The sequence below is a fragment of the Cupriavidus sp. UGS-1 genome (assembly GCF_021213615.1).
In the GTDB taxonomy this organism is placed as follows: domain Bacteria; phylum Pseudomonadota; class Gammaproteobacteria; order Burkholderiales; family Burkholderiaceae; genus Cupriavidus.
In genome coordinates this window covers 80,375-106,251 of the sequence record NZ_JAJQJF010000016.1, presented here as the reverse complement: position 1 = coordinate 106,251, position 25,877 = coordinate 80,375, and the positions used below count along the sequence as shown (strand labels likewise).

The 25,877-nt window shown below is 68.3% G+C and carries 25 protein-coding genes; 13 read left to right on the top strand and 12 right to left on the bottom strand.

The features are described from left to right. Positions 1–5: 5 nt before the first annotated feature. The gene (gene xdhA, locus LRR16_RS19210; RefSeq protein WP_232206823.1) at positions 6–1,517 is read right to left on the bottom strand and encodes a xanthine dehydrogenase small subunit; all 1,512 of its coding nucleotides are present in this window, start codon (positions 1,515–1,517) and stop codon (positions 6–8) included. Between the two features lie 268 nt (positions 1,518–1,785). Here xdhA and LRR16_RS19205 point away from each other — a divergent pair, with 268 nt between their 5' ends. Further along, positions 1,786–2,736, top strand: a complete 951-nt coding sequence (locus LRR16_RS19205; protein WP_064573078.1) for a LysR substrate-binding domain-containing protein — start codon at positions 1,786–1,788, stop codon at positions 2,734–2,736. Positions 2,737–2,798: 62 nt separating this feature from the next. Here LRR16_RS19205 and LRR16_RS19200 read toward each other — a convergent pair whose 3' ends face one another. Next, positions 2,799–3,656 (bottom strand): substrate-binding domain-containing protein, encoded by an 858-nt coding sequence (locus tag LRR16_RS19200; protein WP_064573079.1) that lies wholly within the window; start codon positions 3,654–3,656, stop codon positions 2,799–2,801. 164 nt (positions 3,657–3,820) lie between these two features. Here LRR16_RS19200 and LRR16_RS19195 point away from each other — a divergent pair, with 164 nt between their 5' ends. From LRR16_RS19195 to LRR16_RS19175, 5 genes are all read left to right on the top strand, one after another. Then, positions 3,821–4,912 carry a substrate-binding domain-containing protein gene (locus tag LRR16_RS19195; RefSeq protein WP_023263840.1) on the top strand — a complete coding sequence of 364 codons (1,092 nt, stop codon included), beginning with the start codon at positions 3,821–3,823 and terminating at the stop codon, positions 4,910–4,912. A 152-nt stretch (positions 4,913–5,064) separates the two neighbouring features. Then, entirely contained in the window at positions 5,065–5,664 is a 600-nt protein-coding gene (locus LRR16_RS19190) for a DUF4126 domain-containing protein (protein ID WP_053821415.1), read from the top strand. Between the two features lie 54 nt (positions 5,665–5,718). Continuing rightward, positions 5,719–8,409, top strand: a complete 2,691-nt coding sequence (locus LRR16_RS19185; protein WP_232206822.1) for an ABC transporter permease — start codon at positions 5,719–5,721, stop codon at positions 8,407–8,409. A gap of 33 nt (positions 8,410–8,442) precedes the next feature. Then, complete coding sequence (locus tag LRR16_RS19180) at positions 8,443–8,925, top strand: group II truncated hemoglobin (RefSeq protein ID WP_232206821.1); 483 nt, start codon at positions 8,443–8,445, stop codon at positions 8,923–8,925. Between the two features lie 242 nt (positions 8,926–9,167). Next, positions 9,168–9,788, top strand: a complete 621-nt coding sequence (locus LRR16_RS19175) for a DUF924 family protein (protein WP_232206820.1) — start codon at positions 9,168–9,170, stop codon at positions 9,786–9,788. Between the two features lie 6 nt (positions 9,789–9,794). Here the strand turns inward: LRR16_RS19175 and LRR16_RS19170 are convergent, their stop codons facing one another. From LRR16_RS19170 to LRR16_RS19125, 10 genes are all read right to left on the bottom strand, one after another. Continuing rightward, entirely contained in the window at positions 9,795–10,379 is a 585-nt protein-coding gene (locus LRR16_RS19170; RefSeq protein WP_006577683.1) for a TIGR00730 family Rossman fold protein, read from the bottom strand. After that, a complete protein-coding gene (locus tag LRR16_RS19165) occupies positions 10,376–11,110 on the bottom strand; it encodes a TetR/AcrR family transcriptional regulator (RefSeq protein ID WP_006577682.1) in 735 nt (244 codons plus the stop codon). Before LRR16_RS19165 ends, LRR16_RS19170 begins: the two co-directional genes overlap by 4 nt. A 128-nt stretch (positions 11,111–11,238) precedes the next feature. Beyond that, positions 11,239–11,718, bottom strand: a complete 480-nt coding sequence (locus LRR16_RS19160; RefSeq protein WP_149319401.1) for a diacylglycerol kinase — start codon at positions 11,716–11,718, stop codon at positions 11,239–11,241. After that, entirely contained in the window at positions 11,639–12,754 is a 1,116-nt protein-coding gene (locus tag LRR16_RS19155; RefSeq protein ID WP_006577680.1) for a glycosyltransferase family 1 protein, read from the bottom strand. Before LRR16_RS19155 ends, LRR16_RS19160 begins: the two co-directional genes overlap by 80 nt. A gap of 69 nt (positions 12,755–12,823) precedes the next feature. Then, entirely contained in the window at positions 12,824–13,849 is a 1,026-nt protein-coding gene (locus tag LRR16_RS19150; RefSeq protein ID WP_232206819.1) for a UDP-2,3-diacylglucosamine diphosphatase, read from the bottom strand. 150 nt (positions 13,850–13,999) lie between these two features. Continuing rightward, positions 14,000–15,016: a triacylglycerol lipase gene (locus tag LRR16_RS19145; protein ID WP_232206818.1), complete on the bottom strand. Its 1,017-nt coding sequence runs from the start codon at positions 15,014–15,016 to the stop codon at positions 14,000–14,002. Beyond that, positions 15,013–15,588, bottom strand: coding sequence for an RDD family protein (locus LRR16_RS19140; RefSeq protein ID WP_370646855.1), 576 nt, complete (start codon positions 15,586–15,588; stop codon positions 15,013–15,015). Before LRR16_RS19140 ends, LRR16_RS19145 begins: the two co-directional genes overlap by 4 nt. Positions 15,589–15,822: 234 nt before the next feature. Further along, entirely contained in the window at positions 15,823–16,647 is an 825-nt protein-coding gene (locus LRR16_RS19135) for a DUF3106 domain-containing protein (protein ID WP_232206817.1), read from the bottom strand. Beyond that, positions 16,622–17,050 (bottom strand): DUF3619 family protein, encoded by a 429-nt coding sequence (locus tag LRR16_RS19130; RefSeq protein WP_006577024.1) that lies wholly within the window; start codon positions 17,048–17,050, stop codon positions 16,622–16,624. Before LRR16_RS19130 ends, LRR16_RS19135 begins: the two co-directional genes overlap by 26 nt. Then, the gene (locus LRR16_RS19125; protein WP_006577025.1) at positions 17,047–17,613 is read right to left on the bottom strand and encodes an RNA polymerase sigma factor; all 567 of its coding nucleotides are present in this window, start codon (positions 17,611–17,613) and stop codon (positions 17,047–17,049) included. Before LRR16_RS19125 ends, LRR16_RS19130 begins: the two co-directional genes overlap by 4 nt. Before the next feature lie 303 nt (positions 17,614–17,916). On the opposite strand from LRR16_RS19125, the gene LRR16_RS19120 reads away from it, so the two are divergent. The 7 genes from LRR16_RS19120 to LRR16_RS19090 all read left to right on the top strand — a co-directional run bounded on the left by LRR16_RS19120 (position 17,917) and on the right by LRR16_RS19090 (position 25,698). Beyond that, entirely contained in the window at positions 17,917–19,680 is a 1,764-nt protein-coding gene (locus LRR16_RS19120; protein ID WP_006577026.1) for an acetolactate synthase 3 catalytic subunit, read from the top strand. Continuing rightward, positions 19,680–20,171 (top strand): acetolactate synthase small subunit, encoded by a 492-nt coding sequence (ilvN, locus tag LRR16_RS19115; RefSeq protein ID WP_006577027.1) that lies wholly within the window; start codon positions 19,680–19,682, stop codon positions 20,169–20,171. The genes LRR16_RS19120 and ilvN overlap by 1 nt, the downstream gene beginning before the upstream one ends. Continuing rightward, a complete protein-coding gene (ilvC, locus tag LRR16_RS19110; protein ID WP_255674175.1) occupies positions 20,168–21,313 on the top strand; it encodes a ketol-acid reductoisomerase in 1,146 nt (381 codons plus the stop codon). The genes ilvN and ilvC overlap by 4 nt, the downstream gene beginning before the upstream one ends. Positions 21,314–21,510: 197 nt before the next feature. Further along, positions 21,511–22,155 (top strand): phosphatidylserine decarboxylase, encoded by a 645-nt coding sequence (locus tag LRR16_RS19105; RefSeq protein WP_006577029.1) that lies wholly within the window; start codon positions 21,511–21,513, stop codon positions 22,153–22,155. 26 nt (positions 22,156–22,181) lie between these two features. Further along, positions 22,182–23,069, top strand: coding sequence for a CDP-diacylglycerol--serine O-phosphatidyltransferase (gene pssA, locus LRR16_RS19100; protein ID WP_232206816.1), 888 nt, complete (start codon positions 22,182–22,184; stop codon positions 23,067–23,069). 213 nt (positions 23,070–23,282) lie between these two features. Then, positions 23,283–23,786, top strand: a complete 504-nt coding sequence (gene lysM, locus LRR16_RS19095) for a peptidoglycan-binding protein LysM (RefSeq protein ID WP_006577031.1) — start codon at positions 23,283–23,285, stop codon at positions 23,784–23,786. A gap of 373 nt (positions 23,787–24,159) precedes the next feature. Beyond that, positions 24,160–25,698, top strand: coding sequence for a 2-isopropylmalate synthase (locus tag LRR16_RS19090; RefSeq protein WP_006577032.1), 1,539 nt, complete (start codon positions 24,160–24,162; stop codon positions 25,696–25,698). Positions 25,699–25,877 lie beyond the last annotated feature (179 nt).

The window sequence follows — 25,877 nt, the reverse complement described above, 5'->3', positions numbered from 1 at the left end:
TTGTCTTAAGCGGTGACCACGGTGTTCGGCACGCTGCCCGCGCCGATCGCCCGTACGTTGACGGCCGCGGCCGGCAGCGCATCGTCGCGCGTCTCCAGCCAGAAGCGGTACAGCAGATTGGCGGCGCCGCGGGCGCGGTATTCGGCGGTGGCGCGCATATCGGTCAGCGGCGTGTAGTCCTGCGACAGCGCGGCCATCGCCGCCTTGACGGTGGCTTCGTCCCAGCGCTGGCCGAGCAGCGCGGCCTCGGCCTGGGCCGCGCGCTTGGGCGTGGCGGCCATGCCGCCGAAGGCGATGCGGGCCTCGCTCACCACGCCGTTGGCGACGGTGATGCCGAAGGCGGCGCAGACCGCGGAGATATCCTCGTCAAACCGTTTGGACAGCTTGTAGGTACGGAAGTGCTGGGGCCCGGCCACCGGCACGCGCAGCGCCGCGACGAATTCGCCCTCGGCCATCGCGGTCTTCTGGTAGGCCAGGTACAGGTCCTCGAGCGGCAGCGCGCGGCGCGTGTCGCGATGCTGCAGCACGACCTCGGCGCCCAGCGCGATCAGCGCCGGCATCGAGTCGCCGATCGGCGAGCCGTTGGCGATATTGCCGCCGAGTGTGCCGGCGTTGCGGATCGGCAGCGAGGCGAAGCGCTTCCACAGCTCTTCGAGTTCGGGGTGAGCGTTGTTCAGCGCGGCGTAGGCGCGCTCCAGCGAGACGGCCGCGCCGATCTCGATGACGCCGTCGTGTTCGACGACCTGCTGCAGGTCCTCGACCTGGCCCACATAGAGCAGGTTGCCCAGTTCGCGGAACTGCTTGGTGACCCACAGCCCCACGTCGGTGCTGCCGGCAAGGATGCGTGCCGACGGCTCGGCCGCCTTCAGCGCGGCGAAGGCCGACGCGGTGCGCGGCGCATGAAAGAAGGCGCCGGACGGATCGCGATAGTGGAAGGTGTCCTCGCGCGTCAGCGTGCGCAGCGCGCTGGCGATCGCCTTCGGCTCGAGCCGGCTCGCGTGCGGCGCGGGCAGCGACATCATCCGCTGGCCCGCCTCGATGATCGGCCGGTAGCCGGTGCAGCGGCACAGATTGCCGGTCAGCGCGTCGCAGATCGTCTGGCGGTCCGGCGCGGGGCCGCCCGGCTGGTGCTGCTGGTACAGCGCCCACAGCGACATCACGAAGCCCGGCGTGCAGAAGCCGCATTGCGAGCCGTGGCATTCGACCATCGCTTCCTGCACCGGATGCAGCGAACCGTCGGCCTGGCGCAGGTCCTCGACCGTGATCAGCGCCTTGCCGTCCAGCGTGGGCAGGAACTGGATGCAGGAGTTGACGGCCTTGAAGCTCAGTTCGCCATCCTGCTGCAGTTCGCCGATGACCACGGTGCAGGCGCCGCAGTCGCCCTCGGCGCAGCCTTCCTTGGTGCCGGTGCAGCGCGCGTCTTCGCGCAGGTATTGCAGCACGGTGCGGGTAATCGGGGCATCGGTGACCTGCTGAACCTGGCCGCGATGGTAGAAGCGGATGGGTTGTGTCTCCATGGTCGTTTTATCTCCTTGCGATGGGGACAAACATAGCACTGGCGCCGAGTAGCAATATTCGGCCCAAGTGATATGCCCCATCATGACGCCCCGGTCACCCGCGGCACCGGAGGCGCATGCCGCGAATGTGCCGTGGCGCACCAAAACCGGGGGCATTCCGCGGGTTTGCGCCGAATTGACCGCTGCCAGGGTGACTGGCATACACTATGCGCCGATCCTTATCCCCACGCCACCGGCCCGCAGGCTTATCAGGCCGGACGAATTCACCATGCACGGACGCGACCATCTGGACACCTATCTGCTTCGGGTTTTGCACACCCTGCTGACCGAGCAGAGCGTCACGCGCACCGCGGTGCGGATGGGGCAATCACAGCCGGCGATCAGCAATACGCTGAAGCGGCTGCGCGAGATCACCGGCGACGCGATTCTGGTGCGCGGCAAGAGCGGCATGGTGCCGACCGAGCGCGGCCGCGAACTGCTCGAACTGGCCGAGCAGAGCCTGGCCGCGATGGACCGCATCGCGCGCCCCCCGCAACAGTTCGATCCGGGTACCACGGACCGGACCTTCCATCTGGGCGCGCCCGACTATCTGGACGCGTTCTTCCTGCCCAATATCGTCGAGCGGGTGCGCCGGCTGGCGCCGGGCGCGAAGCTGTTCGTCCATCCGCTGACCAGCGCCACGGACTTCCTGGAGGAGCTCGAGCAGGGCAAGCTGGACATCGTGGTCGGCAACTGGCTGTCGCCGCCCGAGCATCTGCATATCTCGCCGCTGTTCGAGGACGAGGTGGTCTGCATGCTCGGCGCCCAGCATCCGCTGGCGAAGAAGGGACTGTCGCTGAAGCACTACCTGGAGATGCCGCATCTGGCGCCGGCGCCGTATGCGTCGATGCAGCGAAGCATGATCGACCAGGCGCTGGCGGAGCAGGGCTACAAGCGCCGCATCCAGGTCACGCTGCCGTATTTCGGGCTGGTGCCCTATGTGCTGATGAAGACCGACATGGTGTTCACCACCGGCCGGCAGTTCGCCGCGCACTATGCGCAGTACCTGCCGATCCGCATGGTGCCGGCGCCGGTGTCGTTCCCGCGGATGCGCTTCTACCAGCTATGGCATGAGCGCTGCCACGCGGCGCCGGACGTGCTGTGGCTGCGCCGGATGATCGCCGAGGTGGCGGCCGATCTGCCGCTGCTGCCGCGGCTGGAGATCGCGGCCGAGTCCTGAGTCGGACGGGCGCGGCCGCTGCGGCTGCTGCGGCTGCGATTGCCGTGGCTTCCGACCGCAGGTCAGGAGCCCGCCTTTTCCTTGTAGCTGGGGAAGAACAGCTGCTCGCCGTCGACCTTGTAGCCGGCGATGGCGTCCTGCCCCGCCTTCGACGTGATCCACTCGATCAGCTTGCGCGCATCGGTGTAGTTGATGCCGGGATGCCGGGCAGGATTCACCGCGATGATGCCGTAGGGGTTGAACATCTTCGGATCGCCCTGCACCGCGATGGCCAGCCCGGTCTTCGCCCGATAGGCGCCATAGGTGGCGCGGTCGGACAGCGTGTAGCCGGGCATCTGCGCGGCCATCGTCAGCACCTCGCCCATGCCGAGCCCCGCGTTGACGTACCAGGCCTGGCCCTTCGGCTCGATGCCGGCCTCTTTCCAGTACGACTTCTCCATCACGTCGGTGCCCGAGTTGTCGCCGCGCGAGATGAACTTGACGCCGCTGGCGGCGATCTTGCGGAAGCTTGCGATCACGTCCTTGCTGCCCGCGATCTTGGCCGGGTCCGCCGACGGACCGACCACGATGAAGTCGTTGTACATCACGTCGCGCCGGTCGATGCCGTGCCCCGCCGCGACGAAGGCGTCCTCCATCTTGCGCGCGTGCACCAGCAGCACGTCGACATCGCCCATCTCGCCCATCTTCATCGCCTTGCCCGATCCGACCGCGATCACCTTGACGGTGACGCCGCTGTCCCGCTCGAAGCGCGGCAGCAGGGTCTTGAGCAGGCCGGAGTTTTCGGTGCTGGTGGTGGTCGCCAGCTTCAGTTCGCCGGCGAAGGCCGCGCCGGCGCCGAGCAGCGAGGCGGCCGACAGCAGGGCGGCGGCGAGCCGTCGCGACAGCCCGCGGGAGGGGCGACCCGGAGTGGGAAATGGCATGTGGAATTCCTCTAGTTATGTTTGTCTGAACATAATTGCGCGCGCCCATCGGCTTCGGTGACAATGCGCGACATCCGAAGCTTCCGCTAATCTGCGCAAGCTTGTGCGGGCGCCATGATTGTCTCGGCACTCCAAGAACAAAGTAAATAAGAACAGCGGAACATATGACATTCCAATTCGAACTGTTTCCGGTGGTATCGGCGGACGACAACCCCCGTGCCAACGGCAAGGTGTTCCTGCTGCTGCAGGCGGTGCGCGAGACCGGCTCGCTGCATCGCGCCGCCGCCAAGGTCGGACTGTCGTACCGGCATGCCTGGGGCGTGATGCGGGACTGGGAAGCGCTGCTCGGGCGCAGCATGCTCGATATGGAGCGCGGCCGCGGCGCCTCGCTGACCCGGTTCGGCGAGCGTCTGCTGCGCGCCGAGGGCAAGCTGCGCGAGGCGGTCGATCCGGCGGTGCGCAAGGCGCTGGCCGAGTTCGCCGCGGAGCTGGACGACGCCGCCCGGCCGCAGACGCGCATCCATTTCTCCGGCAGCCACGACCCGGCGATGGAGGTGCTGGCGGGAGCCCTGAACGAGCAGCCGGAAGGGCTGCAGCTCGATACCGTGTTCTGCGGCAGCGTCGAGGGCCTGATCTGCCTGCACGAGCGGCAGGCCGAACTGGCGGGCTTCTATGTCGCGCCGATCCAGACCGCGGGCTCGGTCGCGCACGTGACGCTGCGCAAATGGCTGCGCCCGTCCGCGGTGCGATTGATTCCGGTGGCCTCGCGCGAGCAGGGGCTGATCGTCGCGCCGTCGCGCGCGCGCGAAATCCGCGAGCTGCGCGATCTGGTCCGCACGCAGGCGCGCTTCGTCAACCGGCAGCGCAGCTCGGGCACGCGGCTGCTGTTCGACCAGCTGCTGGCGGCGCACGGACTGTATGCCGACCAGGTGGTCGGCTATGACGAGCCCGAGTTCAGCAACGAGAAGGTTGCCGAGGCGGTGCATGCCGGCCGCGCCGAGGTCGGCTTCGGCCTGCGCGTCAATGCCGAGGCGCACGGCCTGGCCTTCGTGCCGCTGACGCGCGAGGTCTACTATCTGGCGCTGCGCAAGGCCGACCAGTTCGCGCCGTGGGTCCATGCGTTGCTGGCGCTGCTGGCCGACCCGGCGATCGCCGCCCGCATCACCGCGCTGCCCGGCTATGCGCTGGTCGAGCAGCGCGGGCTGCTGGCCCCGGAGCAGGTGCTGCCCTGGTACGGGGTCGACGGGCGCGAGTAGGGCGAGACCAGGGCAAGACCGGGGCAAGACCGGGGCAAGGCCGGGGCAAGGCCGGGGCAAGACCGCGGACCTTCGGGCAGCCCGGAACGACACCCGTATTACACTGCGCCCATGGCCGGCGCCGCCGGCCGCGACTCTGCGAGGGCGTCCCGATGCTGGAAACCGCCGCGCTGGCCGCCGGCATGTCCTGGGCCAGCGGCTTTCGTCTCTACCTGGCCGTGCTGGCCGCCGGCCTGCTGGCCCGCATGGGCTGGCTCGATCTGCCGGCCGGGCTGCAGCCGCTCGCGTCCAACTGGGTCATCGGCGTGGCCGCCGTGCTGGCGCTGGCCGAATTCGTCGCCGACAAGGTCCCGGGCTTCGATTCGGTCTGGGACGGCATCCATACCTTCGTGCGCATTCCCGCCGGGGCGATCCTGGCGGCGGCCGCGTTCGGCAATCTCGATCCGCAGTGGATGGTGGTCGCCGGCCTGATCGGCGGCACGCTGGCCGGTACCGCGCATGCCGCCAAGGCCGGCACCCGAGCGCTGATCAATGTGTCGCCGGAACCCTTTTCGAATTGGGCGGCCTCATTCACCGAGGACGTGACGGCCACCGGCAGCCTGTTGCTGGCGTTCTTCCTGCCGGTGCTGTTCTTCGTGCTGCTGGCGATCAGCCTGCTGCTCGCGCTGTGGTTGCTGCCCAAGCTGTGGCGCGGCGTGCGCAAGCTGCACGGCACGCTGACCCGCAAGGGCGGGCCGCCCGCCACGTACTGACCGGGATCGGCAGCGTCCGCTGCCCCCAACACGAATACCCCTGACCACGACATCATGCCGACCGATTCCGCCGCGGATTCCACTGCTCCTGCGCTGGTGCGCCCCGTCGCCGTTCCCCATGCCGGGGCGCGTTTCTCGCCGTGGGGGCAGGCGTGGCGGATGGCGCGGCGGGACTGGCGCGCCGGCGAGCTGACGCTGCTGCTGTTCGCGCTGGTGCTGGCGGTCGCGGCGCTGGCCAGCGTCGGCTTCCTGTCCGACCGGATGCGGCAGGGGCTGGAGCGCGATGCCCGCCAGCTGATCGGCGCCGACGTGCTGCTGGTGGCGGACCAGCCGTTCGATGCGGCCTTCGCGGCGCAGGCGGCGGCGCAGGGCCTGTCCGTCGCGCAGACGGTGACCTTTCCGAGCATGGCGACCGTCGCCCGCCCGGCAGACAGGCCGAACGGCGGCGAGACTGCCGAGCGGGCGGACAACCCGAACGCCGGCCAGGCCGGTACCGCGCCCGCCGACGACGACGCGCCGGCCAGCCAGCTCGCCGCGCTGAAGGCCGTCAGCCCCGGCTATCCGCTGCGCGGCACGCTGAAGACGGCCACCGCGCCCGGCGCGCCGGGGCAGCCGGCCGGCGGCATCCCGGCGCCCGGCACGGTATGGGTCGACGAGGCGCTGCTCGGCGCGCTCGGCGTGCAGATCGGCGACACGCTGCGGCTGGGCAGCCGCGGCTTTCGCATCGAGCGGATCATCACGCAGGAGCTGGACCGCGGCGGCGGCTTCATGAACTTCGCGCCGCGCGTGATGCTGCCGCTGTCCGACCTGGAGGCGACCGGCCTGATCGGCTGGGGCAGCCGCGTCAGCTACCGGCTGCTGGTCGCCGGTCCCGAGGCGGCGGGCGTCGCCTATCGCCAATGGGCGCAGGCCGAGATCGAGCGGCGCGGGCTGCGCAATACCCGCGTCGAGTCGCTGGACTCGGGCCAGCCGCAGATGCGCGCCACGCTGGATCGCGCCGAGCGCTTCCTGTCGCTGGTCGCGGTGCTGTCGTCGATGATCGCCGCGGTCGCGATCGCGATGTCGGCGCGCCGCTATATGCAGCGCCATACCGACGCCTGCGCGATCTACAAGTGCCTGGGGCTGTCGCGCCGCGAGATCCTGCTGGCGTTCGGACTCGAATTCCTGCTGGTCGGCGTGGTCGGCGCCGCGCTGGGCGTCGTGCTCGGCTATCTCGGCCACTACGGGCTGCTGCTGTCGCTCGGCGACCTGCTGACCGTGTCGCTGCCGCAGCCGTCCGCGCTGCCGGCGGTGATCGGCCTGCTGTCCGGACTGGTGCTGCTGGTCGGCTTTGCCTTGCCGCCGCTGCTGGCGCTGACGCGGGTCGCGCCGCTGCGGGTGCTGCGCCGCGACGTCGGCATGCCGCCGATTTCGGTGTGGATCGCCTATGCGCTGGGGCTGGGCGCCTTCATCTCGCTGCTGCTGGTGGCGGCGCGCGACCTGAAGCTCGGGCTGCTGACCGCGGGCGGCTTCGCCGGCGCCGGCGTGGTGTTCGCGCTGCTGGCGCTGGGCCTGTTGACCCTGCTGGCGCGGCTGGTGCGCGGCCGCATGGTCGGCGGCAAATCGGCCGGCCGCGCGGTCGGCTGGCGCTTTGCGCTGGCGGTGCTGGAGCGCCGCCGCGCGGTCACGGTGCTGCAGACGGTCGCGCTGGCCGTCGGGCTGATGGCGCTGCTGCTGCTGGGCATGACGCGCAACGACCTGATCGACTCGTGGCGCAACGCCACCCCGGCCGACGCGCCGAACCGCTTCATCATCAATATCCAGCCGGACCAGCGCGAGCCGCTGCGCCAGATGCTGGCGCGCGACGGCATCGACGATCTGCTCTATCCGATGGTGCGCGGCAGGCTGACCCATATCGGCGGCGAGCCGGTGCAGGCCGCGCGCTTCGAGGAGGGCCGCGCGCGCAATCTGGTCGAGCGCGAGTTCAACCTGTCCTATACCGATGCGCTGCCCGAGGGCAACCGCGTGGTGGCCGGCCGCTGGTTCGACGGCAAGCGGCCCGAGGCGTCGATGGAGGAGGGCATCGCCAAGACGCTGGGGGTGAAGCTGGGCGATACCCTGCGCTTCGACGTGGCGGGCCAGCAGATCGAGGCGCCGGTGACCTCGCTGCGCAAGCTGGACTGGAGCTCGATGCGCGTCAATTTCTTCGTGATCCTGCCGCCGTCGATGATGCAGGGACTGCCGGAGACCTATATCACCGCCTTCCACCTGAAGCCCGAGCAGGCCTCGCTGGACAATGCGCTGAGCGCGCGCTTTCCGAACATCACGATCGTCAATACCGAGCTGATCCTGCGGCAGGTGCAGGGCGTGCTCGACCAGGTCATCGCCGCGGTGCAGTTCCTGTTCGCCTTCACGCTGGCGGCCGGCGTGACCGTGCTGTATGCCGCGCTGGCGGGCGCGCGCGACGAGCGCCGCCGCGACGCGGGATTGCTGAAGGCGCTGGGCGCGTCGGCGGCGACCATCAAGCAGACGCAGTACGCCGAATTCCTGGTCGTCGGCGGCCTGGCCGGGCTGCTGGCCAGCATCGGCGCGATCGCGGTCGGCTGGGCGTTGTCGCGCTTCGTGTTCGACTTCTCCTATGTGCTCAATCCGTGGATCGTGCCGGTCGGCGTGGTTTCTGGCATGCTGTGCGCTTTTGCCGGCGGCTGGCTGGGCCTGCGCGACGTGCTGCGCCAGCCGGCGCTCGCGACGCTGCGCGAGGCCTGAGCCGGCAAGCCGATTCCATTGATTCAAACCGCCATGTCCGACGTATCCCGGCAGAATGCCGACACCGCTGCCGAGCAGCAGGCCAATGACAAGGTCACCGACAGCGCCACCGACCGCGCCACCGAACAGGCGGCGCAGCCCACCGCCTACGAGCTGATCGGCGGCGAGGCGCGCGTGCGCGAGCTGGTCGACCGCTTCTACGACCTGATGGACCTGGAGCCGCAGTTCGCCGGCCTGCGCGCGCTGCATCCGCCGTCGATGGACGGCTCGCGCGACAAGCTGTTCTGGTTCCTGTGCGGCTGGCTGGGCGGGCCCAACCATTTCATCGAGCGCTTCGGCCATCCGCGGCTGCGCGCGCGCCATCTGCCGTTCGAGATCGGCATCAGCGAGCGCGACCAGTGGATGCGCTGCATGGCGATGGCGATGCACGACGTCGGCCTGTCCGAGGACCTGCAGATGCGGCTGCTGCAGGCGCTGTTCCAGACGGCCGACTGGATGCGGAACGTGGCGCGCTGAGTCGCCGGTCTGAGTTGCGGGCCTGAGTTGCGGGCCTGAGTTGCGGGCCTGAGTTGCCGACCTGAGTTGCAGACTGTTTACTCCCCTCTCCCGCTTGCGGGAGAGGGGGCGGGGGAGAGGGCAAGCGGCGGCGGCCATACCACTGCCGATTGAACCCAACTCCCTCTCCCCAGCCCTCTCCCCCTGAGGGGGAGAGGGAGTCCTTCATCGCGGGATTCGATTCGGGAAGGAAATTACAAACGATGGACCAGACCAATCACAACAACCTCGCCGCGCGCATCCTGGCCTTCTGGTTCGGCACGCCGGACTCGCCCGACTGGGATCGCGAACGGGCGATGTGGTTCACGCGCAGCGAAGCGTTCGATGCGCGCGTGCGTGAAGAATTCCTGCCGGCATGGGAGGCCGCGCATGCGGGCACCGATGGATGGTCCGCGTTCGTCGAGACCACCGTCGAGCTCGCGCCGGAGACGGTCTGCGCGCGCATCGTGCTGCTCGATCAGTTCCCGCGCAACATGTTCCGCGGCGATCCGCGCAGCTTTGCCACCGATGCGCAGGCGCTGGCGCTGGCCCGGCAGATGGTCGAGCGCGGCGACGACCGCTGCCTGCCGACGCCGTATCACCGGATGTTCTGCTATATGCCGTTCGAGCATGCCGAGGCGCTGGACGCGCAGCACGCGGCGGTCAACCTGATGGCGGCGCTGCGCGAGGACACCGCGGGGCGCGTCGACGTCGTCGAATGGGCCGAGCGCCACCGCGTGGTGATCGAACGCTTCGGCCGCTTCCCGCATCGCAATGCGGTACTGGGCCGGCCCAGTACCGACGAGGAAGTCGCCTTCCTGCGCCAGCCGGGCTCGTCCTTCTGAATCCGATCAGGTCTTGTCGCGGGCCTGCTGCCACTTGTCGACGCGCAGCTGCGGCACGTTGGCCAGCGACGAGAGGATGCCGTCCGGCGTGTCGGCCACGCGCAGCAGGCCGGCGTGTTCGGGCTTCAGGAAGCCTTCGCCGACTGCATGGCGCAGGAAGCCGATCATGCCGTCATAGAAGCCGGCGACATTGAGCACGCCGACCGGCTTGGCGTGATAGCCCAGCTGCAGCCAGGTGAAGGTCTCGAACAGTTCCTCGTAGGTGCCGATGCCGCCGGGCATCGCGACGAAAGCGTCGGCGCGGTCGGCCATCATCTGCTTGCGTTCGTGCATGTTGCGCACGACGTGCAGCTCGGTCAGGCCGGCGTGGCCGATCTCCTTGTGCATCAGCGCCTCGGGAATAATGCCGATCGCGGTGCCGCCATGCTCGAGCACCGCATCTGCGACCATGCCCATCAGGCCGACCTTGCCGCCGCCGTAGACCAGCGCCAGGCCCTTGTCGGCCAGCGCGCGGCCCATCGCACGCGCGGCCTGCGCGTATTCCGGGCGGTTGCCGGGGCTCGAACCGCAATAGACGCAAACCGATTTCACTGCTTTCCTTCCTGTCTGGGTTTGGATGGGGGAGTCGATCCCGACGGGGTCGCCGCCTGTGCCTTCTCGGCGGCGAACTCGCGCGCCAGCTGATCGAAGGCCTGGCGCGCATTGCCGCGCAGATAGGGCGCGAGGATCGAGAAGATGTGATAGCTGGCGCTGTGCAGATAGCCGCGGATCTGTTCCGGATCGTTGTACTGGCGCGGATGCTGCACGAACTGGAACGACAGCCAGTAGGTCGCGACCACCACGATATTGGTGCAGATCGCTTCGACCTGGTCGGGCGTCGCCTCCATCTCGCCGTCGTCGAGGAACTGGCGGCAGATCTCCTGCGCGAAGCGCTTCTTCTGCTCGACGATCCGCTTGAAGTTGGTCTCCAGCATCCGGTTGCGGGCCAGCAGATCGTTGATGTCCCGGTACAGGAAGCGATAGTTCCACAGGAACTCGGACATGTACTGCAGATAGCCCCAGCTTTCGCCGAGCGTCGGCTTGTGGTCGTCGGGCAGCTTCAGCCGGCGCTCCATTTCCTGCTCGAAGCGCGCGAAGATCGACGTGATGATGTCGTCCTTGTTGCGGAAGTGGTAGTACAGGTTGCCGGGGCTGATCTCCATCGCCTCGGCGATGGTGGTGGTGGTCACGTTGGGCTCGCCGACCTCGTTGAACAGGCGCAGCGAGACATCGAGGATGCGGTCCCGCGTGCGGCGGGGACCGGTCTGGGGTTTGGATTCCATGAGGCCGGGCAAGCTAGGCAGCCGCGGGCCGCAAACAGACGGACCGGCGCACTGCGAATGGACGGACTGCGATTATATGCAATGGCATCGCATGCGCCCCTGCGGCGCTCCGCCGCCGCGGTCCCCGCTCAGCCGATCAGCGCGCGCAGCCAGCCCACCACGTGCGGGGCGGCGATCGCCAGCCAGGTGCCGCCGCACAGCACCAGCGCCAGCATCACCGCCGCGCTGCCGAAGTCCTTGGCCCGCTTGGACAGGCCGTGCCGCTCCAGCGAGATGCGGTCGACCGCGGCCTCGACGCTGGAGTTCAGCAGCTCGACGATCAGCACCAGCAGCAGCGTGCCGAGCAGCAGGATCCGTTCGACCACGGTCACCGGCAGCAGGAAGGCCAGCGGCGTCAGCACCGCGACCAGCGTCAGCTCCTGCCGGAACGCGCTCTCCTCGAGCACCGCATAGCGCAGGCCGGACAGCGAGTTGACCGCGGCCCGCCAGGCGCGGGCGATGCCGCGGTTGCCCTTGTGGGGGTTGTCTTCAATCGTGTAGTCGCCGTTCTCGCGGGGCAAGGTCGGCTTCGGCACGGAGTTGTCGGAGGGAAGAGGGGGTTTCGCCATGATCTTGTCGGGGGCGCGCGGCCTGGCCGTTCGGCATGCCGTGCAGCGGTCGCAGATGCGCGAGGAACTGTTCGGACGCGGCGCGCCACGAGAAGCGTTCGGCGTGCGCGCGCGCGGTGGCGCGGTCGATGCGCAGCGCTTCGAGGCAGGCCTCGCGCAAATCCTCGTGCATCACGCCGGCGTCGCTGTCGCCCAGCACATCGATCGGGCCGGTGACCGGATAGGCCGCCACCGGCAGACCGCTGGCCAGCGCTTCGAGCAGCACCAGGCCAAAGGTGTCGGTGCGGCTCGGGAACACGAAGACATCGGCCGAAGCATACACCTTGGCGAGTTCGGGCTGGCTCAGCACGCCCAGGTAGTTCGCGTTCGGATAGCGGGCCCGCAGCGCGGGCAGCGCCGGGCCGTCGCCGACCACCCATTTCGATCCGGGCAGATCGAGCGACAGGAAGGCCTCGACATTCTTCTCGACGGCGACGCGGCCGACGTAGAGGAAGATCGGGTGGGCGGTGTTCAGCACGTTGACCGGCTGCGGCACGAACACGTCGAGATCGACGCCGCGCGTCCACAGCACCGCATGCTCGATGCCGAAGCGGTGCAGGTCCTGCAGCACCACCGGGGTCGGCGCCATCACTGCCTGGGCCGGACCGTGGAACCAGCGCAGGAAGCGATAGGTCCAGGCCAGCGGAATGCCGAAGCGCGCCTGCACGTATTCGGGAAAGCGGGTGTGGTAGGCGGTGGTGAACGGCAGCTTCTGGCGCACCGCGTGACGGCGTGCCGCCAGGCCGAGCGGGCCTTCGGTGGCGATATGCAGCGCGTCCGGGGCGAACTCGCGGATGCGCCGGCGCACCGCGGCGCCGGGCAGCAGCGACAGGCGGATCTCGGGGTAGGTCGGGCAGGGCACCGTGCGGAATTCGAGCGGCGTCAGCAGTTCCACGGTATGGCCCATCGCCTGCAGTTCGCGGCGGGTCGACTTCAGCGTGCGAACCACGCCGTTGACCTGCGGTTCCCAGGCATCGGTGACGATCAGGATTTTCATGGTGTGTCCTTGCGGCGAAAGCCGCGGTATCGGTTGCCCGGCAGCGGTCGGTCGGAATGCGGCGCGGCGCTACGCCGTCGCCGCGCTCTTGCGCGTGCGGCGCGCGACCGCCGGTGCGGGGTCGCGCAGCGTGGTCCAGTAGACGATCTTCAGCTCGCCCTCGACGGTCTCGACCAGCGCCGACAGGCTCTCGACCCAGTCGCCATCGTTGCAGTAGAGCTGGCCGTCGACCTCGCGGATCTCGGCCTTGTGGATATGGCCGCAGACCACGCCATCGCAGCCGCGCCGGCGCGCTTCCTCGACCATGGCGTGTTCGAACGAGCTGATGTAGTTGACCGCGTTCTTGACCTGGTGCTTCAGGTACTGCGACAGCGACCAGTAGGGAAAGCCCAGCCGCGCGCGGATGCGGTTGAAATGCCGGTTCAGCGCGAGGATCAGCGTGTACAGCGTGTCGCCCAGGTACGCGAGCCAGCGCGCGTGCTGCACGACGCCGTCGAACAGGTCGCCATGGACGACCCACAGGCGCCGGCCGGTGGCGGTCACGTGCACCGCTTCCTCGCGCACCACCACGTCGCCGAAGGCCAGGCCATCGAACTGGCGCGCGACCTCGTCATGGTTGCCCGGGACATAGATGACCTCGGTGCCCTTGCGCGCCTTGCGCAGCAGCTTCTGCACGACGTCGTTGTGGCTCTGCGGCCAGTACCAGCCGCGCCGCAGCTGCCAGCCGTCGATGATGTCGCCGACCAGGTACAGCGTGTCGGACTCGTTGTGCTTGAGGAAATCGAGCAGGTAGTCGGCCTGGCAGCCCGGCGTGCCCAGATGGATATCGGACAGCCAGATCGCGCGGTAGCGCTCGACTTCGGGCGGCTCGGGAGAGGGGGCTGCGGCGGGGACCGGGTCGCGCCGGTCGTGCTGGTCCGGGCGGCCGGTGTCGGCGGGGAAGGCGGTGGTCGGCGCACGGTCCAGGCCGGGCGGCATGAAGGCGGCTGGCATGCCGGGAATGGCGGCCAGCGGCAGCATCGGGTCGGAGCGTCCGCGCAGTCGCTGCGCGGCGCGGGCCAGATGTGCCCGGGCGGAACGGAGTGGACTGACCATGGCGGCCCCGGTGACGGCGATGACTGCATTGAGCCAGCCATCGATGACGGCGCCGTGACGGAAACATGAATGACATGTGACCAACCGTAAAGACGGTGGGCGACCTGCAGGCGCGGCGATGCCGCGGGCCAGCGTTCGATCAGCCGGGGATCAGGAAGCGGCCGCGGCAGGGGCGTGCGCGAGACGGTCCAGCGCTGCCAGCACCGCGTCGACGGCGCGTGCGTCGCGCAGCAGCGAGACATGGCCGATGCCGGCCAGCGCCACGTTGTGGGCGCCGTCGAGCCAGCTGGTTTCGGCCGGGCCGGCGATCGAATCGTGCCAGCTGAAGATCGACACCATCGCGGCGCGGTCGCGCGGGCTTTCGCTGCGCGCCAGCGCCTGCAGCCAGTGGTTGCCGCAGCGCATCTGGCGCGCATTGGCGCCGCTGCCGATGCTGGCCAGCGTGCAGCCGTGGTGCGGCGTGCCCAGCGTGACGATGCCCGCGCAGGCGGCGGGCCGTGGCTCGCGGCGGGCACGGGCCAGCGCCGCGCGCGCGGCCAGTCCGCCCATGCTGTGGCACAGCAGCAGCGGGGCGTGGCCGGTGGAGCGGTTCAGCGCTTCGATCGCGGTGAGCAGCGCGTCGCCGTAGTCCTCGATATCGGCCAGCATCGGCTCGAGGTCGATCGCCTCGCAGCGATAGCCGGCCGCCGCCAGCGCCGGCTGCAGGTCGAGCCAGACCGCGCGGTTGCAGCCGTAGCCGTGCACCAGCAGCACCGGTGGGCGGGATGCGTCGGCGTCCTGCCGGGCCGGCATCAGCGGCCGCCGATGGCGGAACGGTTGCAGCCAGTTGAACATGCGGAACACCGCGACGCATTCGCGCAGATAGCAGAGCAGCGCCTGCCGGGGTCCGAGCCGCGCGGCGGCGCGATGCGCCTGCAGCGCGGGCGGCAGCGTCGGCATGCCGGCGCGGAACGCGTTGGTAGCCGATGCGCCGGTGCCGCCCACCGAGATCGCGAAGGCCATCGCGACCGACAGCCCGAACAACACCAGCACGGTGACGATGCCGCCGGCCAGCGCCGCGGGCCAGTTCCAGTCGGCCAGTCGGACCAGCGCCAGCGCGACGCCGCAGGCACCGCCGAGCTGCATCGCCACGGCGATGCGGCGCACCGCGGTGGCGGTCAGCTTCATGGCTGGCGCGGCGGCCGCAGGTCGACCAGCCGCGTGCCGGCCAGCCGATCGTGCAGGAACTGGCGGCGCCGACCCAGAAAGGCTACCAATATCCACACGCCGAGGCCGCACGCCAGCACGCCGACGAACGGTCCCTTGACGAGGCCCAGCGCATGGCCCACCGCCGCCGACGGCGGCAGCCACAGCCATGCCAGCAGATAGCGCAGCGCCGCGCGCGGCCAGCGCGGCGGCCTGCCGTCGGCGCCTTCGACGCGGATGCGCCAGGTCTGCATCGGCAGCGTCTGGCCGGTGCGTTGCCAGAACCAGGTGAAATAGAGGCCCATCACCAGGAAGCTCCACAGCTGCATGGCCAGCGGCGTGTCGATACGCAGTTCCCGCAGCAGCGGCCGGGCCAGCAGATAGAGCGCGGTGGAGGCGCTGAGCACGCCGAACAGCAGCACGCCTTCGTACAGCATGCATGCGACGCGGCGGCGGATCGGGGGCGCGTGCATGGGGACCTGCTCGGGTGCCTGCGCGGGGGCGGTCGGCTCGGGGCGCGGTGCGGCGGCGTCAGTGGCGGTCTTGGCGGACATGGACTGGCATGGACGGAGTCGGGGCGAGGCGCGGACAAAGGCCGCGCTGGCGTGATGGGCAGCGGCATTATGCCAAAGGCGTCGCCATGGGCCGCATCGCGCGGCGGCGTGGCGGTTGGTACGGGAGAGCGGGGAGCGGGAGAGGGCAGCGCGGCTTCGGGCGGCTTCGGGCGGCTTCGGGCGGCCGCGGGCGACGGCGGCGCCGATCCGTTGCCGCGAATCAGCTTCCGCAGATCAGTTGCCGCGAGAGAAGGTGTCGGTGCTGGCGGCCGGCGCGGTCTCGGCGACCGGTGTCGAGGCGGCCGTCGCGCTGGCGGCGTCGAGCGGGATGCCGGCACCGGGGCTCGCCGCAACGGCGCCGCTGGCCGGGGTGGCGCCCGGCACGAGCGCGGCGGAGGCCGACAGCACGGCTGGGGCGCTCGCCGCCGCGGCGGGCGCGGAAGCGCCGCCCGTCGCGTGCGGTACCGGCCGTACGGGCGTCGTCGTCGAGATCGGCGGCTTGCGGCTGGATGGCAGCGCGCTGACCGCGCCCGGGCGCGGCGGCACCTTGGCGGCCTCGGCGAGCTGACGTTTCTGTTCTTCGGGCAGCTGCTGGTAGCGGTCCCAGGCCTCGGTCTTGCGCTCGACCGGCACGGTGCGATGGATCTGGAAGTTCTCGCGCGCCAGCCGGCGCTGCTCCGGCGTCATCTGCGCCCACTCGGTCATGCGCGCATGCAGCCGCTGCTGCTCGGCCGGCGACAGTTCCTGGAAGCGGGCGGCGATGCGAAGCCACTTGCGGCGGTGGACCTCGGTCAGCGTGTTCCACTGGCCGGCCAGCGGCGCCAGCACGCGCTGCTGCGCCGACGTCAGTTCGGACCAGGTCGGGCGCGCCGCACGGACCGCGGGGTTGGCGGCCGGGCTCGACGCCCTGGCGGCCGGTTCGACCGCATCGCGCGCATGCGCGGCCGGCGGCGTCAGGCACCACAGCGCGGCGGCGCTCAGGCCGGCGCCCAGCCACAGCGCGAGATCACGGTGCGCGCCGACGCGCGCGCGCTTACTCGCCATGCTTGAGAAAGACATGGAAGCCCTCGTCCGCGTAGGCGGCCGGAGGCAGTTCGTCGAGCAGCATCGCGGCGTCGACATCGGCCAGTTCCTCGATCCGTTGCTGCTGCTGCCATTGGTAGATGCCGGCCAGTCCGCCGGCCAGCGCGACCACCGTCCATACCAGGCCGAGCCGGCGCACCCAATCGCCGAGCGGCCGCATCGACCGGTGCGCGCCGCCGTGCAGCGGCGGTCCGGCCGTTGCCAGTCGAGGTGATGTTTGAGGCGCTTCCACGCGGCGGCGCGACAGCGCCACGCGCCGTGCGGCGGCCAGGCGCGCGGCGATATCGTCCGGCACCTGGTTGGCGGAAGCGTCCAGCATGGCGGTGATCTGCCGGGCCAGGCGGCGTTGCTCGATCTCGGATGCGTTTCTGCTGTTCATAGTCGGAGTCCCCGGGCGCGCAGCGCCTGCGCCAGGGCATGCGTGGCGCGCGAACAGTGGGTCTTGACGCTGCCTTCGGAACATCCCATGGCAGCGGCCGTTTCCGCGACGTCCATATCCTCCCAGTAACGCAGCAGGAAGGCCTCGCGTTGACGGGTGGGCAGGCGCTGGACTTCTTCCTCGATGATGCGCATGGTCTGCACGCGCTCGAACCGGTCGGCGCTGCTCTCGGCGGCCTGCGATCCCGGCTCGCTCTCCAGCGCCTCCAGCAGGTCGGCGTCCTCGCCATCGCGCTCGTCGCGCAGGTTCGAGAACAGCGTGACCCAGGTATTGCGCACCTTCTGGCGGCGAAACCAGTCGTGGATGGTGTTCTGCAGGATGCGCTGGAACAGCGGCGGCAACTCGGCGGGGCCGCGGTCGCCGTATTTTTCGGCCAGCTTGATCATGGCGTCCTGGACGATGTCCAGGGCGGCCTGTTCGTCCCGTACCGCGAATACCGCGTGCTTGAAGGCGCGGCGTTCGGCGCTGGCGAGAAAATCGGATAGTTCCTGTTCGGTTGCCATGCGGCGGGCAAGAGCGGCCGGCCAATGCCGCACGAGGGCGGGGCGGCCGGCAGCCCGGAAATCAGCAAAATGCGGCGATGCTAGCAAATAACGGGGCGGCCGTGTCGCCCCGGCGACACGATACGAGGTCATAGACCGCGCTGGTGCGATGCAGTATCATCGACGGTTCACGACATCAGTGGTTGTCTCATCTGGCCGCTTATGAGGCGGTCTCCCATGCAGACGCGCACCGCTTGAACCCGTGCCACAAGCCCGGCAGAGAGCATCCAAACAATTTTTTGCCGAAAATTGCAAAGGACTGACATGAACATGCCCAGCGCGGAATTCTCCCACGCCGACAGCAATTCATCCGCCGCACCCGAAATGATCGGGGCGGAAATCCTCGTCCACGCACTTGCCGAAGAAGGCGTCGAATACGTCTGGGGTTATCCCGGCGGCGCAGTGCTGTATATCTACGACGAGCTGTACAAGCAAAAGAAAATCGAGCACATCCTGGTGCGCCACGAGCAGGCCGCGGTCCACGCCGCGGACGGCTATGCGCGCGCGACCGGCAAGGTCGGCTGCGCGCTGGTGACCTCGGGTCCCGGCGTGACCAATGCCGTCACCGGCATCGCCACCGCCTATCTGGACTCGATTCCGATGGTCGTGATCACCGGCAACGTGCCGACCCACGCGATCGGTCAGGATGCCTTCCAGGAGTGCGACACGGTCGGCATCACGCGGCCGGTGGTCAAGCACAACTTCCTGGTCAAGGACGTGCGCGATCTGGCGGCGACCATCAAGAAGGCCTTCTATATCGCCGCGACCGGCCGACCCGGTCCGGTGGTGGTCGACATCCCGAAGGACGTGTCGCGCAATGCCTGCCGCTACGAGTACCCGAAAGCGATCGACATGCGCTCGTACAACCCCGTCAACAAGGGGCATTCGGGCCAGATCCGCAAGGCATTGGCGCTGCTGCAGAGCGCCGAGCGGCCGCTGATCTATTCGGGCGGCGGCGTGGTGCTGGCCAATGCCAGCGACGAACTGCGCCAGCTGGCCGCGCTGACCGGCCATCCGGTCACCAACACGCTGATGGGCCTGGGCGCGTTCCCCGGCACCAGCAAGCAGTTCGTCGGCATGCTCGGCATGCACGGCACCTACGAAGCCAACATGGCGATGCAGAACTGCGACGTGCTGATCGCCATCGGGGCGCGCTTCGACGACCGCGTGATCGGCAACCCGGCGCACTTCACCTCGCAGCCGCGCAAGATCATCCATATCGACATCGACCCCTCGTCGATCTCGAAGCGGGTCAAGGTGGACATTCCGATCGTCGGCAACGTCAAGGACGTGCTGCAGGAGCTGATCGCGCAACTGCAGGCCAGTGACGTCAAGCCGCGCCGCGAGGCGCTGTCGCGCTGGTGGGAGCAGATCGAGCAATGGCGCTCGGTGGACTGCCTGAAGTACGACCGCGATTCCGAGATCATCAAGCCGCAGTACGTGATCGAGAAGATCTGGGAACTGACCAAGGGCGATGCCTTCGTCTGCTCGGACGTCGGCCAGCACCAGATGTGGGCCGCGCAGTTCTACAAGTTCGACCAGCCGCGCCGCTGGATCAACTCCGGCGGCCTCGGCACGATGGGCGTGGGCCTGCCGTACGCGATGGGCATCAAGAAGGCGTTCCCGGACAAGGAAGTCGTCACCGTGACCGGCGAGGGCTCGATCCAGATGTGTATCCAGGAACTGTCGACCTGCCTGCAGTACGACACCCCGGTCAAGATCTGCGCGCTGAACAACCGCTACCTGGGCATGGTGCGCCAGTGGCAGGAGATCGAGTACGACAACCGCTACTCGCATTCCTACATGGACGCGCTGCCCGACTTCGTCAAGCTGGCCGAGGCCTATGGCCACGTCGGCATGCGCATCGAAAAGACCGCCGACGTCGAGCCGGCGCTGCGCGAAGCCTTCCGCCTGAAGGACCGCACCGTCTTCCTGGATTTCCAGACCGACCCGACGGAAAACGTCTGGCCGATGGTGCAGGCGGGCAAGGGCATTTCGGAAATGCTGCTCGGCGCGGAGGACCTGTGATGCGACACATCATTTCGGTCCTGCTGGAGAACGAACCGGGCGCGCTGTCGCGCGTGGTCGGGCTGTTCTCGGCGCGCGGCTACAACATCGAGACGCTGACCGTGGCGCCTACCGAGGACGCCTCGCTGTCGCGGATGACGATCGTGACGACCGGCTCGGATGACGTGATCGAACAGATCACCAAGCATCTGAACCGGCTGGTCGAGGTGGTCAAGGTGGTCGACCTGACCGAGGGCGCGCACATCGAGCGCGAGCTGATGCTCGTCAAGGTGCGCGCCGTCGGCAAGGAGCGCGAGGAGATGAAACGCACCGCGGACATCTTCCGCGGCCGGGTCATCGACGTCACCGAGAAGACCTACACGATCGAGCTGACCGGCAACGGCAGCAAGCTCGATGCCTTCCTCGATGCGATCGACCGCAGCGCGATCCTGGAGACCGTCCGTACCGGCGGCTCGGGAATCGGCCGCGGCGAGCGCATCCTGAAGGTCTGACGCCGGTCTCTCGCGCGGCAACCCCACCACACCCCATTGCAGTATCGACGGCGGCGCGCCGGCGCCAACCCCATGCGCGGCGCGTCGTCGACTCCCAACATCGGAAAAAGAGCGAAGGAATCATCATGAAAGTGTTTTACGACAAGGACGCCGACCTGTCCCTGATCAAGGGCAAGAACGTCACCATCATCGGCTACGGCTCGCAGGGTCACGCCCACGCGCTGAACCTGAACGACTCGGGCGTCAAGGTGACGGTCGGCCTGCGCAAGAACGGCGCGTCGTGGAACAAGGCCGTCAACGCCGGCCTGCAGGTCAAGGAAGTGGCCGAGGCCGTCAAGGACGCCGACGTGGTCATGATCCTGCTGCCGGACGAGCAGATCGCCGACGTCTACAAGAACGAAGTGCACGACAACATCAAGGAAGGCGCCGCGCTGGCCTTCGCCCACGGCTTCAACGTGCACTACGGCGCGGTGATCCCGCGCGCCGACCTCGACGTGATCATGATCGCGCCGAAGGCCCCGGGCCACACCGTGCGTTCGACCTACAGCCAGGGCGGCGGCGTGCCGCACCTGATCGCGGTGCACCAGAACAAGTCGGGCGCCGCCCGCGACATCGCGCTGTCGTACGCCACCGCGAACGGCGGCGGCCGTGCCGGCATCATCGAGACCAACTTCCGCGAAGAGACCGAGACCGACCTGTTCGGCGAGCAGGCCGTGCTGTGCGGCGGTACCGTCGAGCTGATCAAGGCCGGCTTCGAGACGCTGGTCGAAGCCGGTTACGCGCCGGAAATGGCCTACTTCGAGTGCCTGCACGAGCTCAAGCTGATCGTCGACCTGATCTATGAAGGCGGCATCGCCAACATGAACTACTCGATCTCCAACAACGCCGAGTACGGCGAGTACGTGACCGGCCCGCGCGTGGTCACCGAGGAGACCAAGAAGGCCATGAAGCAGTGCCTGAAGGACATCCAGACCGGCGAATACGCCAAGAGCTTCCTGCTCGAGAACAAGGCCGGCGCGCCGACGCTGATCTCGCGCCGCCGCCTGACCGCCGAGCACCAGATCGAGGAAGTGGGTGCCAAGCTGCGCGCGATGATGCCCTGGATCGCCAAGAACAAGCTGGTCGACCAGTCGAAGAACTAAGCGTGCCGGACGCCGCGCCGCCGGGTTTGCCGGGCGGCGCGGTCCCGCGTCCCGCAGCCGTCCAGCCTTCCGTCCCGACCGGAGGCGGTCGCCATGGCCAGACCATGGTCCGCCGAGGGAAAACGGGGGAGGGCTGGGCGGCTTTTTGTTATCCTTGTCAGACTTGACTGACCTCCATAGACCTCTTTCCCACCTGCATGAACTATCCCCATCCGCTGATCGCCCGTGAAGGCTGGCCGTTCCTGGCCGGCGCTTTTGTCATCTCGCTGCTGGTGCATGCCAGCGCGGGATTCTGGTGGGCGCTGCCGCTCTGGATCATCACGGTGTTCGTGCTGCAGTTTTTCCGCGATCCGCCGCGGCCGATTCCGACCCAGCCCAATGCGGTGCTGGCGCCGGCCGACGGACGCATCGTCGCGGTCGAGAAGACCCAGGATCCCTACGCCGGCCGCGAGGCGCTGAAGATCAGCGTGTTCATGAACGTGTTCAACGTCCATTCGAACCGCGTGTCGGTCGACGGCACCGTCGAGAAGATCGACTATTTCCCCGGCCAGTTCGTCAACGCCGACCTGGACAAGGCCTCGACCGAGAACGAGCGCAATGCGGTGGTGATCCGCCGCGCCGGCGACGACAAGGTCGTCACGCTGGTGCAGGTCGCCGGCCTGATCGCGCGGCGCATCCTGTGCTACACGCGCGTCGGCGACACGGTGGCGCGCGGCCAGCGCTACGGCTTCATCCGCTTCGGCTCGCGCGTCGACGTCTATCTGCCGCTCGACGCCCGGCCGCGCGTGACGATCGGCGAGAAGGTTTCGGCTTCGTCGACGATCCTCGCCGAGCTGGATTGAGCCACGAGCGATCGAGGAGATTCGGCATGGGTGCATTCAATCGGCGCAACAAGCGCGTGGTCGGCGGCAACGTGACCCATCTGCGGCCGTTCCGGCATAACCAGATGCGAGGCGCGGAAATCGATCCGGCGGACGACGACGAGCTCGAGGTCGAATACGTGCGGCCGCGCCGGCGCGGCATCTACCTGCTGCCGAACGCCTTCACCACGGCCGCGCTGTTCGCCGGCTTCTTCGCCATCGTGCAGGCGATGAACATGCGTTTCGATGTCGCGGCCATTGCCATCTTCGCGGCGATGGTACTCGACGGCATGGACGGCCGCGTGGCCCGCATCACCAATACGCAGAGCGCGTTCGGCGAGCAATACGACTCGCTGTCGGACATGACGTCGTTCGGCGTCGCGCCGGCGCTGGTGATGTACGAATGGATCCTGAAGGACCTGGGCAAGTGGGGCTGGATCGCGGCCTTCGTCTATTGCACCTGTGCGGCCCTGCGGCTGGCGCGCTTCAACGCCAATATCGGCGTGATCGACAAGCGCTTCTTCCAGGGCCTGCCGAGCCCGGCCGCGGCGGCGCTGGTAGCCGGCTTCGTCTGGCTCGCGATCGACAACAAGCTGCCGGTGCGCGAACTGTGGATGCCGTGGGTGGCGTTCGCGATCACGCTGTATGCCGGGCTGTCGATGGTCACCAATGCGCCGTTCTACAGCGGCAAGGCGCTCGACGTGCGCCATCGCGTCTCCTTCGGCGTGATGATCCTGGTGATGGTGCTGTTCGTGGTGGTGTCCAGCGATCCGCCGGTGGCACTGTTCGGGCTGTTCGTCGGCTATGCGATTTCCGGCTACGTGCTGTGGGGCTGGCGCGCGATGCATGGCGAGCAGGGCGGCGTGGCGCGCTCTCAGGCGGGCGGCTCGGACTGACGCCGGGCCGCGCGGAGCAGCCGCGGATGTCGATTTGATGAACGGGAAAGGCGCTTCGGCGCCTTTTTTGTTTTTGCGTTTGCTTGCGATTCCCCGCTTGTGATGTCCGTCCAATTCGCGGTATGTTGCCGAGGCGTCATGCCGCGAAGGCATGGCGGCCCGCCGCGTAGCCGCGATCGGCTACCGACTTGCCACTGACACAAGGAGAATCCCATGAGCGTGCTGGATTTCATCAAGGAAGCAGGCGAGAAGCTGTTCGGCCGCGAAGCCAAGGCCGCCGAGCCGGCCCAGGCCGCGCCCGCCGATGCCGCGCAGCAGGCTGAGGCGGCCAACCGCACCGCCGGCGAAGCGATCGAAAACTACATCCGCAAGATGGGTCTCGATGCGACCGGGCTGTCGGTGCAGGTCGACGGCGCCCAGGGCAAGGTCACGGTGTTCGGCGTCGCGCCGGACCAGGCCACGCGCGAGAAGATCATCCTGTGCTGCGGCAACGTCGAAGGCGTCGAGCAGGTCGAGGACAAGATGTCGGTCAACGTCGAGTCGGAATCGGCGCAATGGCATACCGTGGCCAAGGGCGACACGCTGTCGGCGATCGCGCAGAAGTACTACGGCAAGGCCAACGCCTACAACGCGATCTTCGAGGCCAACCGGCCGATGCTGTCGCACCCGGACAAGATCTATCCGGGCCAGAAGCTGCGTATCCCGCCCCAGGCCTGAGGCCCTGCAGCGGCCCCGCGTTGCGCGGGGCAGAGCGGCGCGCGGCCGCTTGGGGGAAATCCCCGTGTTGCGCGCCGTTGCCATCTCGGCTATATTCGCTGCCATGATTTCGCGCCAAGCCCGTCTCGCCCGTACCCTGCTAGGTAGCCTACTAGGCAGCCAGGTCGGGACACGCGCGCGCTGAGGAAGCGATAGCCTCACGCGAAGTCGCACAGGATTTATCCACGCCCCGGCCTGCATCCCTGCACGCCGGGGCGTTTTGCATTGTGCCGCAGCGATCGGCGACGATGCGACCGGCAGGCAGCGGGGCACCGGAACAGAAACCGAAACCGCCGAAACCCGTTCGAGCACTTATCCCCCAGGAGCGTTTTCCATGTCGGACAAACTGATCATTTTCGATACCACGTTGCGCGACGGCGAGCAGTCGCCCGGCGCCTCGATGACGCGCGAGGAAAAGATCCGCATCGCGCGCCAGCTCGAGCGCCTGAAGGTCGATGTGATCGAGGCCGGCTTCGCCGCCAGCTCGAACGGCGACTTCGAGGCGATCCGCGCGATTGCCCAGACCGTCAAGGACTCGACCATCTGCTCGCTGGCCCGCGCCAACGACAAGGACATCGCCCGCGCCGCCGAGGCGCTCAAGCCCGCCAACTCCTTCCGTATCCATACCTTCATCGCCACCTCGGCGCTGCATATGGAAAAGAAGCTGCGCATGACGCCGGACCAGGTCTACGAGCAGGCGCGCCTGGCGGTGCGTTTCGCGCGCCAGTTCACCGACGACATCGAGTTCTCGCCGGAAGACGGCAGCCGCTCCGACATGGACTTCCTGTGCCGCGTGCTCGAGGCCGTGATCGACGAGGGCGCGACCACGATCAACCTGCCCGACACGGTCGGCTATGCGGTGCCCGAAGGCTATGCCGCGTTGATCCGCTCGGTGCGTGAGCGCATTCCGAATTCGGACAAGGCGGTGTGGTCGGTGCACTGCCATAACGACCTGGGCATGGCGGTGGCGAACTCGCTGGCCGCGGTCAAGCTCGGCGGCGCGCGCCAGATCGAATGCACGATCAACGGCCTGGGCGAGCGCGCCGGCAACACCAGCCTCGAAGAGGTGGTGATGGCGGTCAAGACGCGGCGCGACTACTTCAATCTCGATGTGGGCGTCGATACCACGCAGATCGTGCCGGCCTCGAAGCTGGTCTCGCAGATCACCGGTTTCGTGGTGCAGCCGAACAAGGCCGTGGTCGGCGCCAACGCGTTCGCGCACGCGTCGGGCATCCACCAGGATGGCGTGCTGAAGGCGCGCGACACCTACGAGATCATGCGCGCCGAAGACGTGGGCTGGACCGCGAACAAGATCGTGCTCGGCAAGCTGTCGGGCCGCAACGCGTTCAAGCAGCGCCTGCAGGAACTGGGCATCGAGCTCGACAGCGAGAGCGAGGTCAATGCCGCCTTCGCGCGCTTCAAGGAGCTGGCCGACCAGAAGGCCGAGATCTTCGACGAGGACATCATGGCCATCGTCTCGGACGAGGCCCACGACGCCAACGAACACTATCGCTTCATCTCGCTGTCGCAACGCTCGGAAACCGGCGAGCGGCCGCATGCACGCGTGGTGTTCAACATGGACGGCCAGGAGTACACCGGCGAAGGCGAGGGCAACGGCCCGGTCGATGCCACGCTGCACGCGATCGAGGGCAAGGTGAACAGCGGCGCCGAGCTGGTGCTGTATTCGGTCAACGCGATCACTACCGGCACGCAGGCGCAGGGCGAGGTCACGGTGCGGCTGTCCAAGGCCGGCCGCATCGTCAACGGCGTCGGCACGGACCCGGACATCGTCGCGGCCTCGGCCAAGGCCTATCTGGCCGCGCTGAACAAGCTGCACGACAAGGCGGTGCAGAAGATCAATCCGCAGATCTGATCGCGCCGGGGCAGAAGGACCCGCCGGTCAATCTCGCCGGCGGATGCAGCCAGCCGACGCAAGCACAGCGCCGGTGGTTCGTGAGATTCGACTCACGGACCACCGGCGTTTTTTGTTGGCGCCTGGCAGTGGCCTGGCCGCCTGACATGCCGCAAAACGCAATGTGGCCATTAAAGCTG

What these genes read in the sequence shown, in the direction of transcription:
- LRR16_RS19130 (WP_006577024.1), bottom strand. Translation starts at nt 17,050, where the DNA reads ATGAACAGCAGAAACGCATCCGAGATCGAGCAACGCCGCCTGGCCCGG.
- LRR16_RS19090 (WP_006577032.1), top strand. Translation starts at nt 24,160, where the DNA reads ATGTCGGACAAACTGATCATTTTCGATACCACGTTGCGCGACGGCGAG.
- LRR16_RS19105 (WP_006577029.1), top strand. Translation starts at nt 21,511, where the DNA reads ATGAACTATCCCCATCCGCTGATCGCCCGTGAAGGCTGGCCGTTCCTG.
- LRR16_RS19155 (WP_006577680.1), bottom strand. Translation starts at nt 12,754, where the DNA reads ATGAAAATCCTGATCGTCACCGATGCCTGGGAACCGCAGGTCAACGGC.
- LRR16_RS19165 (WP_006577682.1), bottom strand. Translation starts at nt 11,110, where the DNA reads ATGGAATCCAAACCCCAGACCGGTCCCCGCCGCACGCGGGACCGCATC.
- LRR16_RS19205 (WP_064573078.1), top strand. Translation starts at nt 1,786, where the DNA reads ATGCACGGACGCGACCATCTGGACACCTATCTGCTTCGGGTTTTGCAC.
- LRR16_RS19200 (WP_064573079.1), bottom strand. Translation starts at nt 3,656, where the DNA reads ATGCCATTTCCCACTCCGGGTCGCCCCTCCCGCGGGCTGTCGCGACGG.
- ilvN (WP_006577027.1), top strand. Translation starts at nt 19,680, where the DNA reads ATGCGACACATCATTTCGGTCCTGCTGGAGAACGAACCGGGCGCGCTG.
- LRR16_RS19135 (WP_232206817.1), bottom strand. Translation starts at nt 16,647, where the DNA reads ATGTCTTTCTCAAGCATGGCGAGTAAGCGCGCGCGCGTCGGCGCGCAC.
- LRR16_RS19190 (WP_053821415.1), top strand. Translation starts at nt 5,065, where the DNA reads ATGCTGGAAACCGCCGCGCTGGCCGCCGGCATGTCCTGGGCCAGCGGC.
- LRR16_RS19120 (WP_006577026.1), top strand. Translation starts at nt 17,917, where the DNA reads ATGAACATGCCCAGCGCGGAATTCTCCCACGCCGACAGCAATTCATCC.
- LRR16_RS19175 (WP_232206820.1), top strand. Translation starts at nt 9,168, where the DNA reads ATGGACCAGACCAATCACAACAACCTCGCCGCGCGCATCCTGGCCTTC.
- xdhA (WP_232206823.1), bottom strand. Translation starts at nt 1,517, where the DNA reads ATGGAGACACAACCCATCCGCTTCTACCATCGCGGCCAGGTTCAGCAG.
- LRR16_RS19145 (WP_232206818.1), bottom strand. Translation starts at nt 15,016, where the DNA reads ATGAAGCTGACCGCCACCGCGGTGCGCCGCATCGCCGTGGCGATGCAG.
- lysM (WP_006577031.1), top strand. Translation starts at nt 23,283, where the DNA reads ATGAGCGTGCTGGATTTCATCAAGGAAGCAGGCGAGAAGCTGTTCGGC.
- LRR16_RS19140 (WP_370646855.1), bottom strand. Translation starts at nt 15,588, where the DNA reads ATGTCCGCCAAGACCGCCACTGACGCCGCCGCACCGCGCCCCGAGCCG.
- pssA (WP_232206816.1), top strand. Translation starts at nt 22,182, where the DNA reads ATGGGTGCATTCAATCGGCGCAACAAGCGCGTGGTCGGCGGCAACGTG.
- LRR16_RS19180 (WP_232206821.1), top strand. Translation starts at nt 8,443, where the DNA reads ATGTCCGACGTATCCCGGCAGAATGCCGACACCGCTGCCGAGCAGCAG.
- LRR16_RS19160 (WP_149319401.1), bottom strand. Translation starts at nt 11,718, where the DNA reads ATGGCGAAACCCCCTCTTCCCTCCGACAACTCCGTGCCGAAGCCGACC.
- LRR16_RS19195 (WP_023263840.1), top strand. Translation starts at nt 3,821, where the DNA reads ATGACATTCCAATTCGAACTGTTTCCGGTGGTATCGGCGGACGACAAC.
- LRR16_RS19125 (WP_006577025.1), bottom strand. Translation starts at nt 17,613, where the DNA reads ATGGCAACCGAACAGGAACTATCCGATTTTCTCGCCAGCGCCGAACGC.
- LRR16_RS19185 (WP_232206822.1), top strand. Translation starts at nt 5,719, where the DNA reads ATGCCGACCGATTCCGCCGCGGATTCCACTGCTCCTGCGCTGGTGCGC.
- LRR16_RS19150 (WP_232206819.1), bottom strand. Translation starts at nt 13,849, where the DNA reads ATGGTCAGTCCACTCCGTTCCGCCCGGGCACATCTGGCCCGCGCCGCG.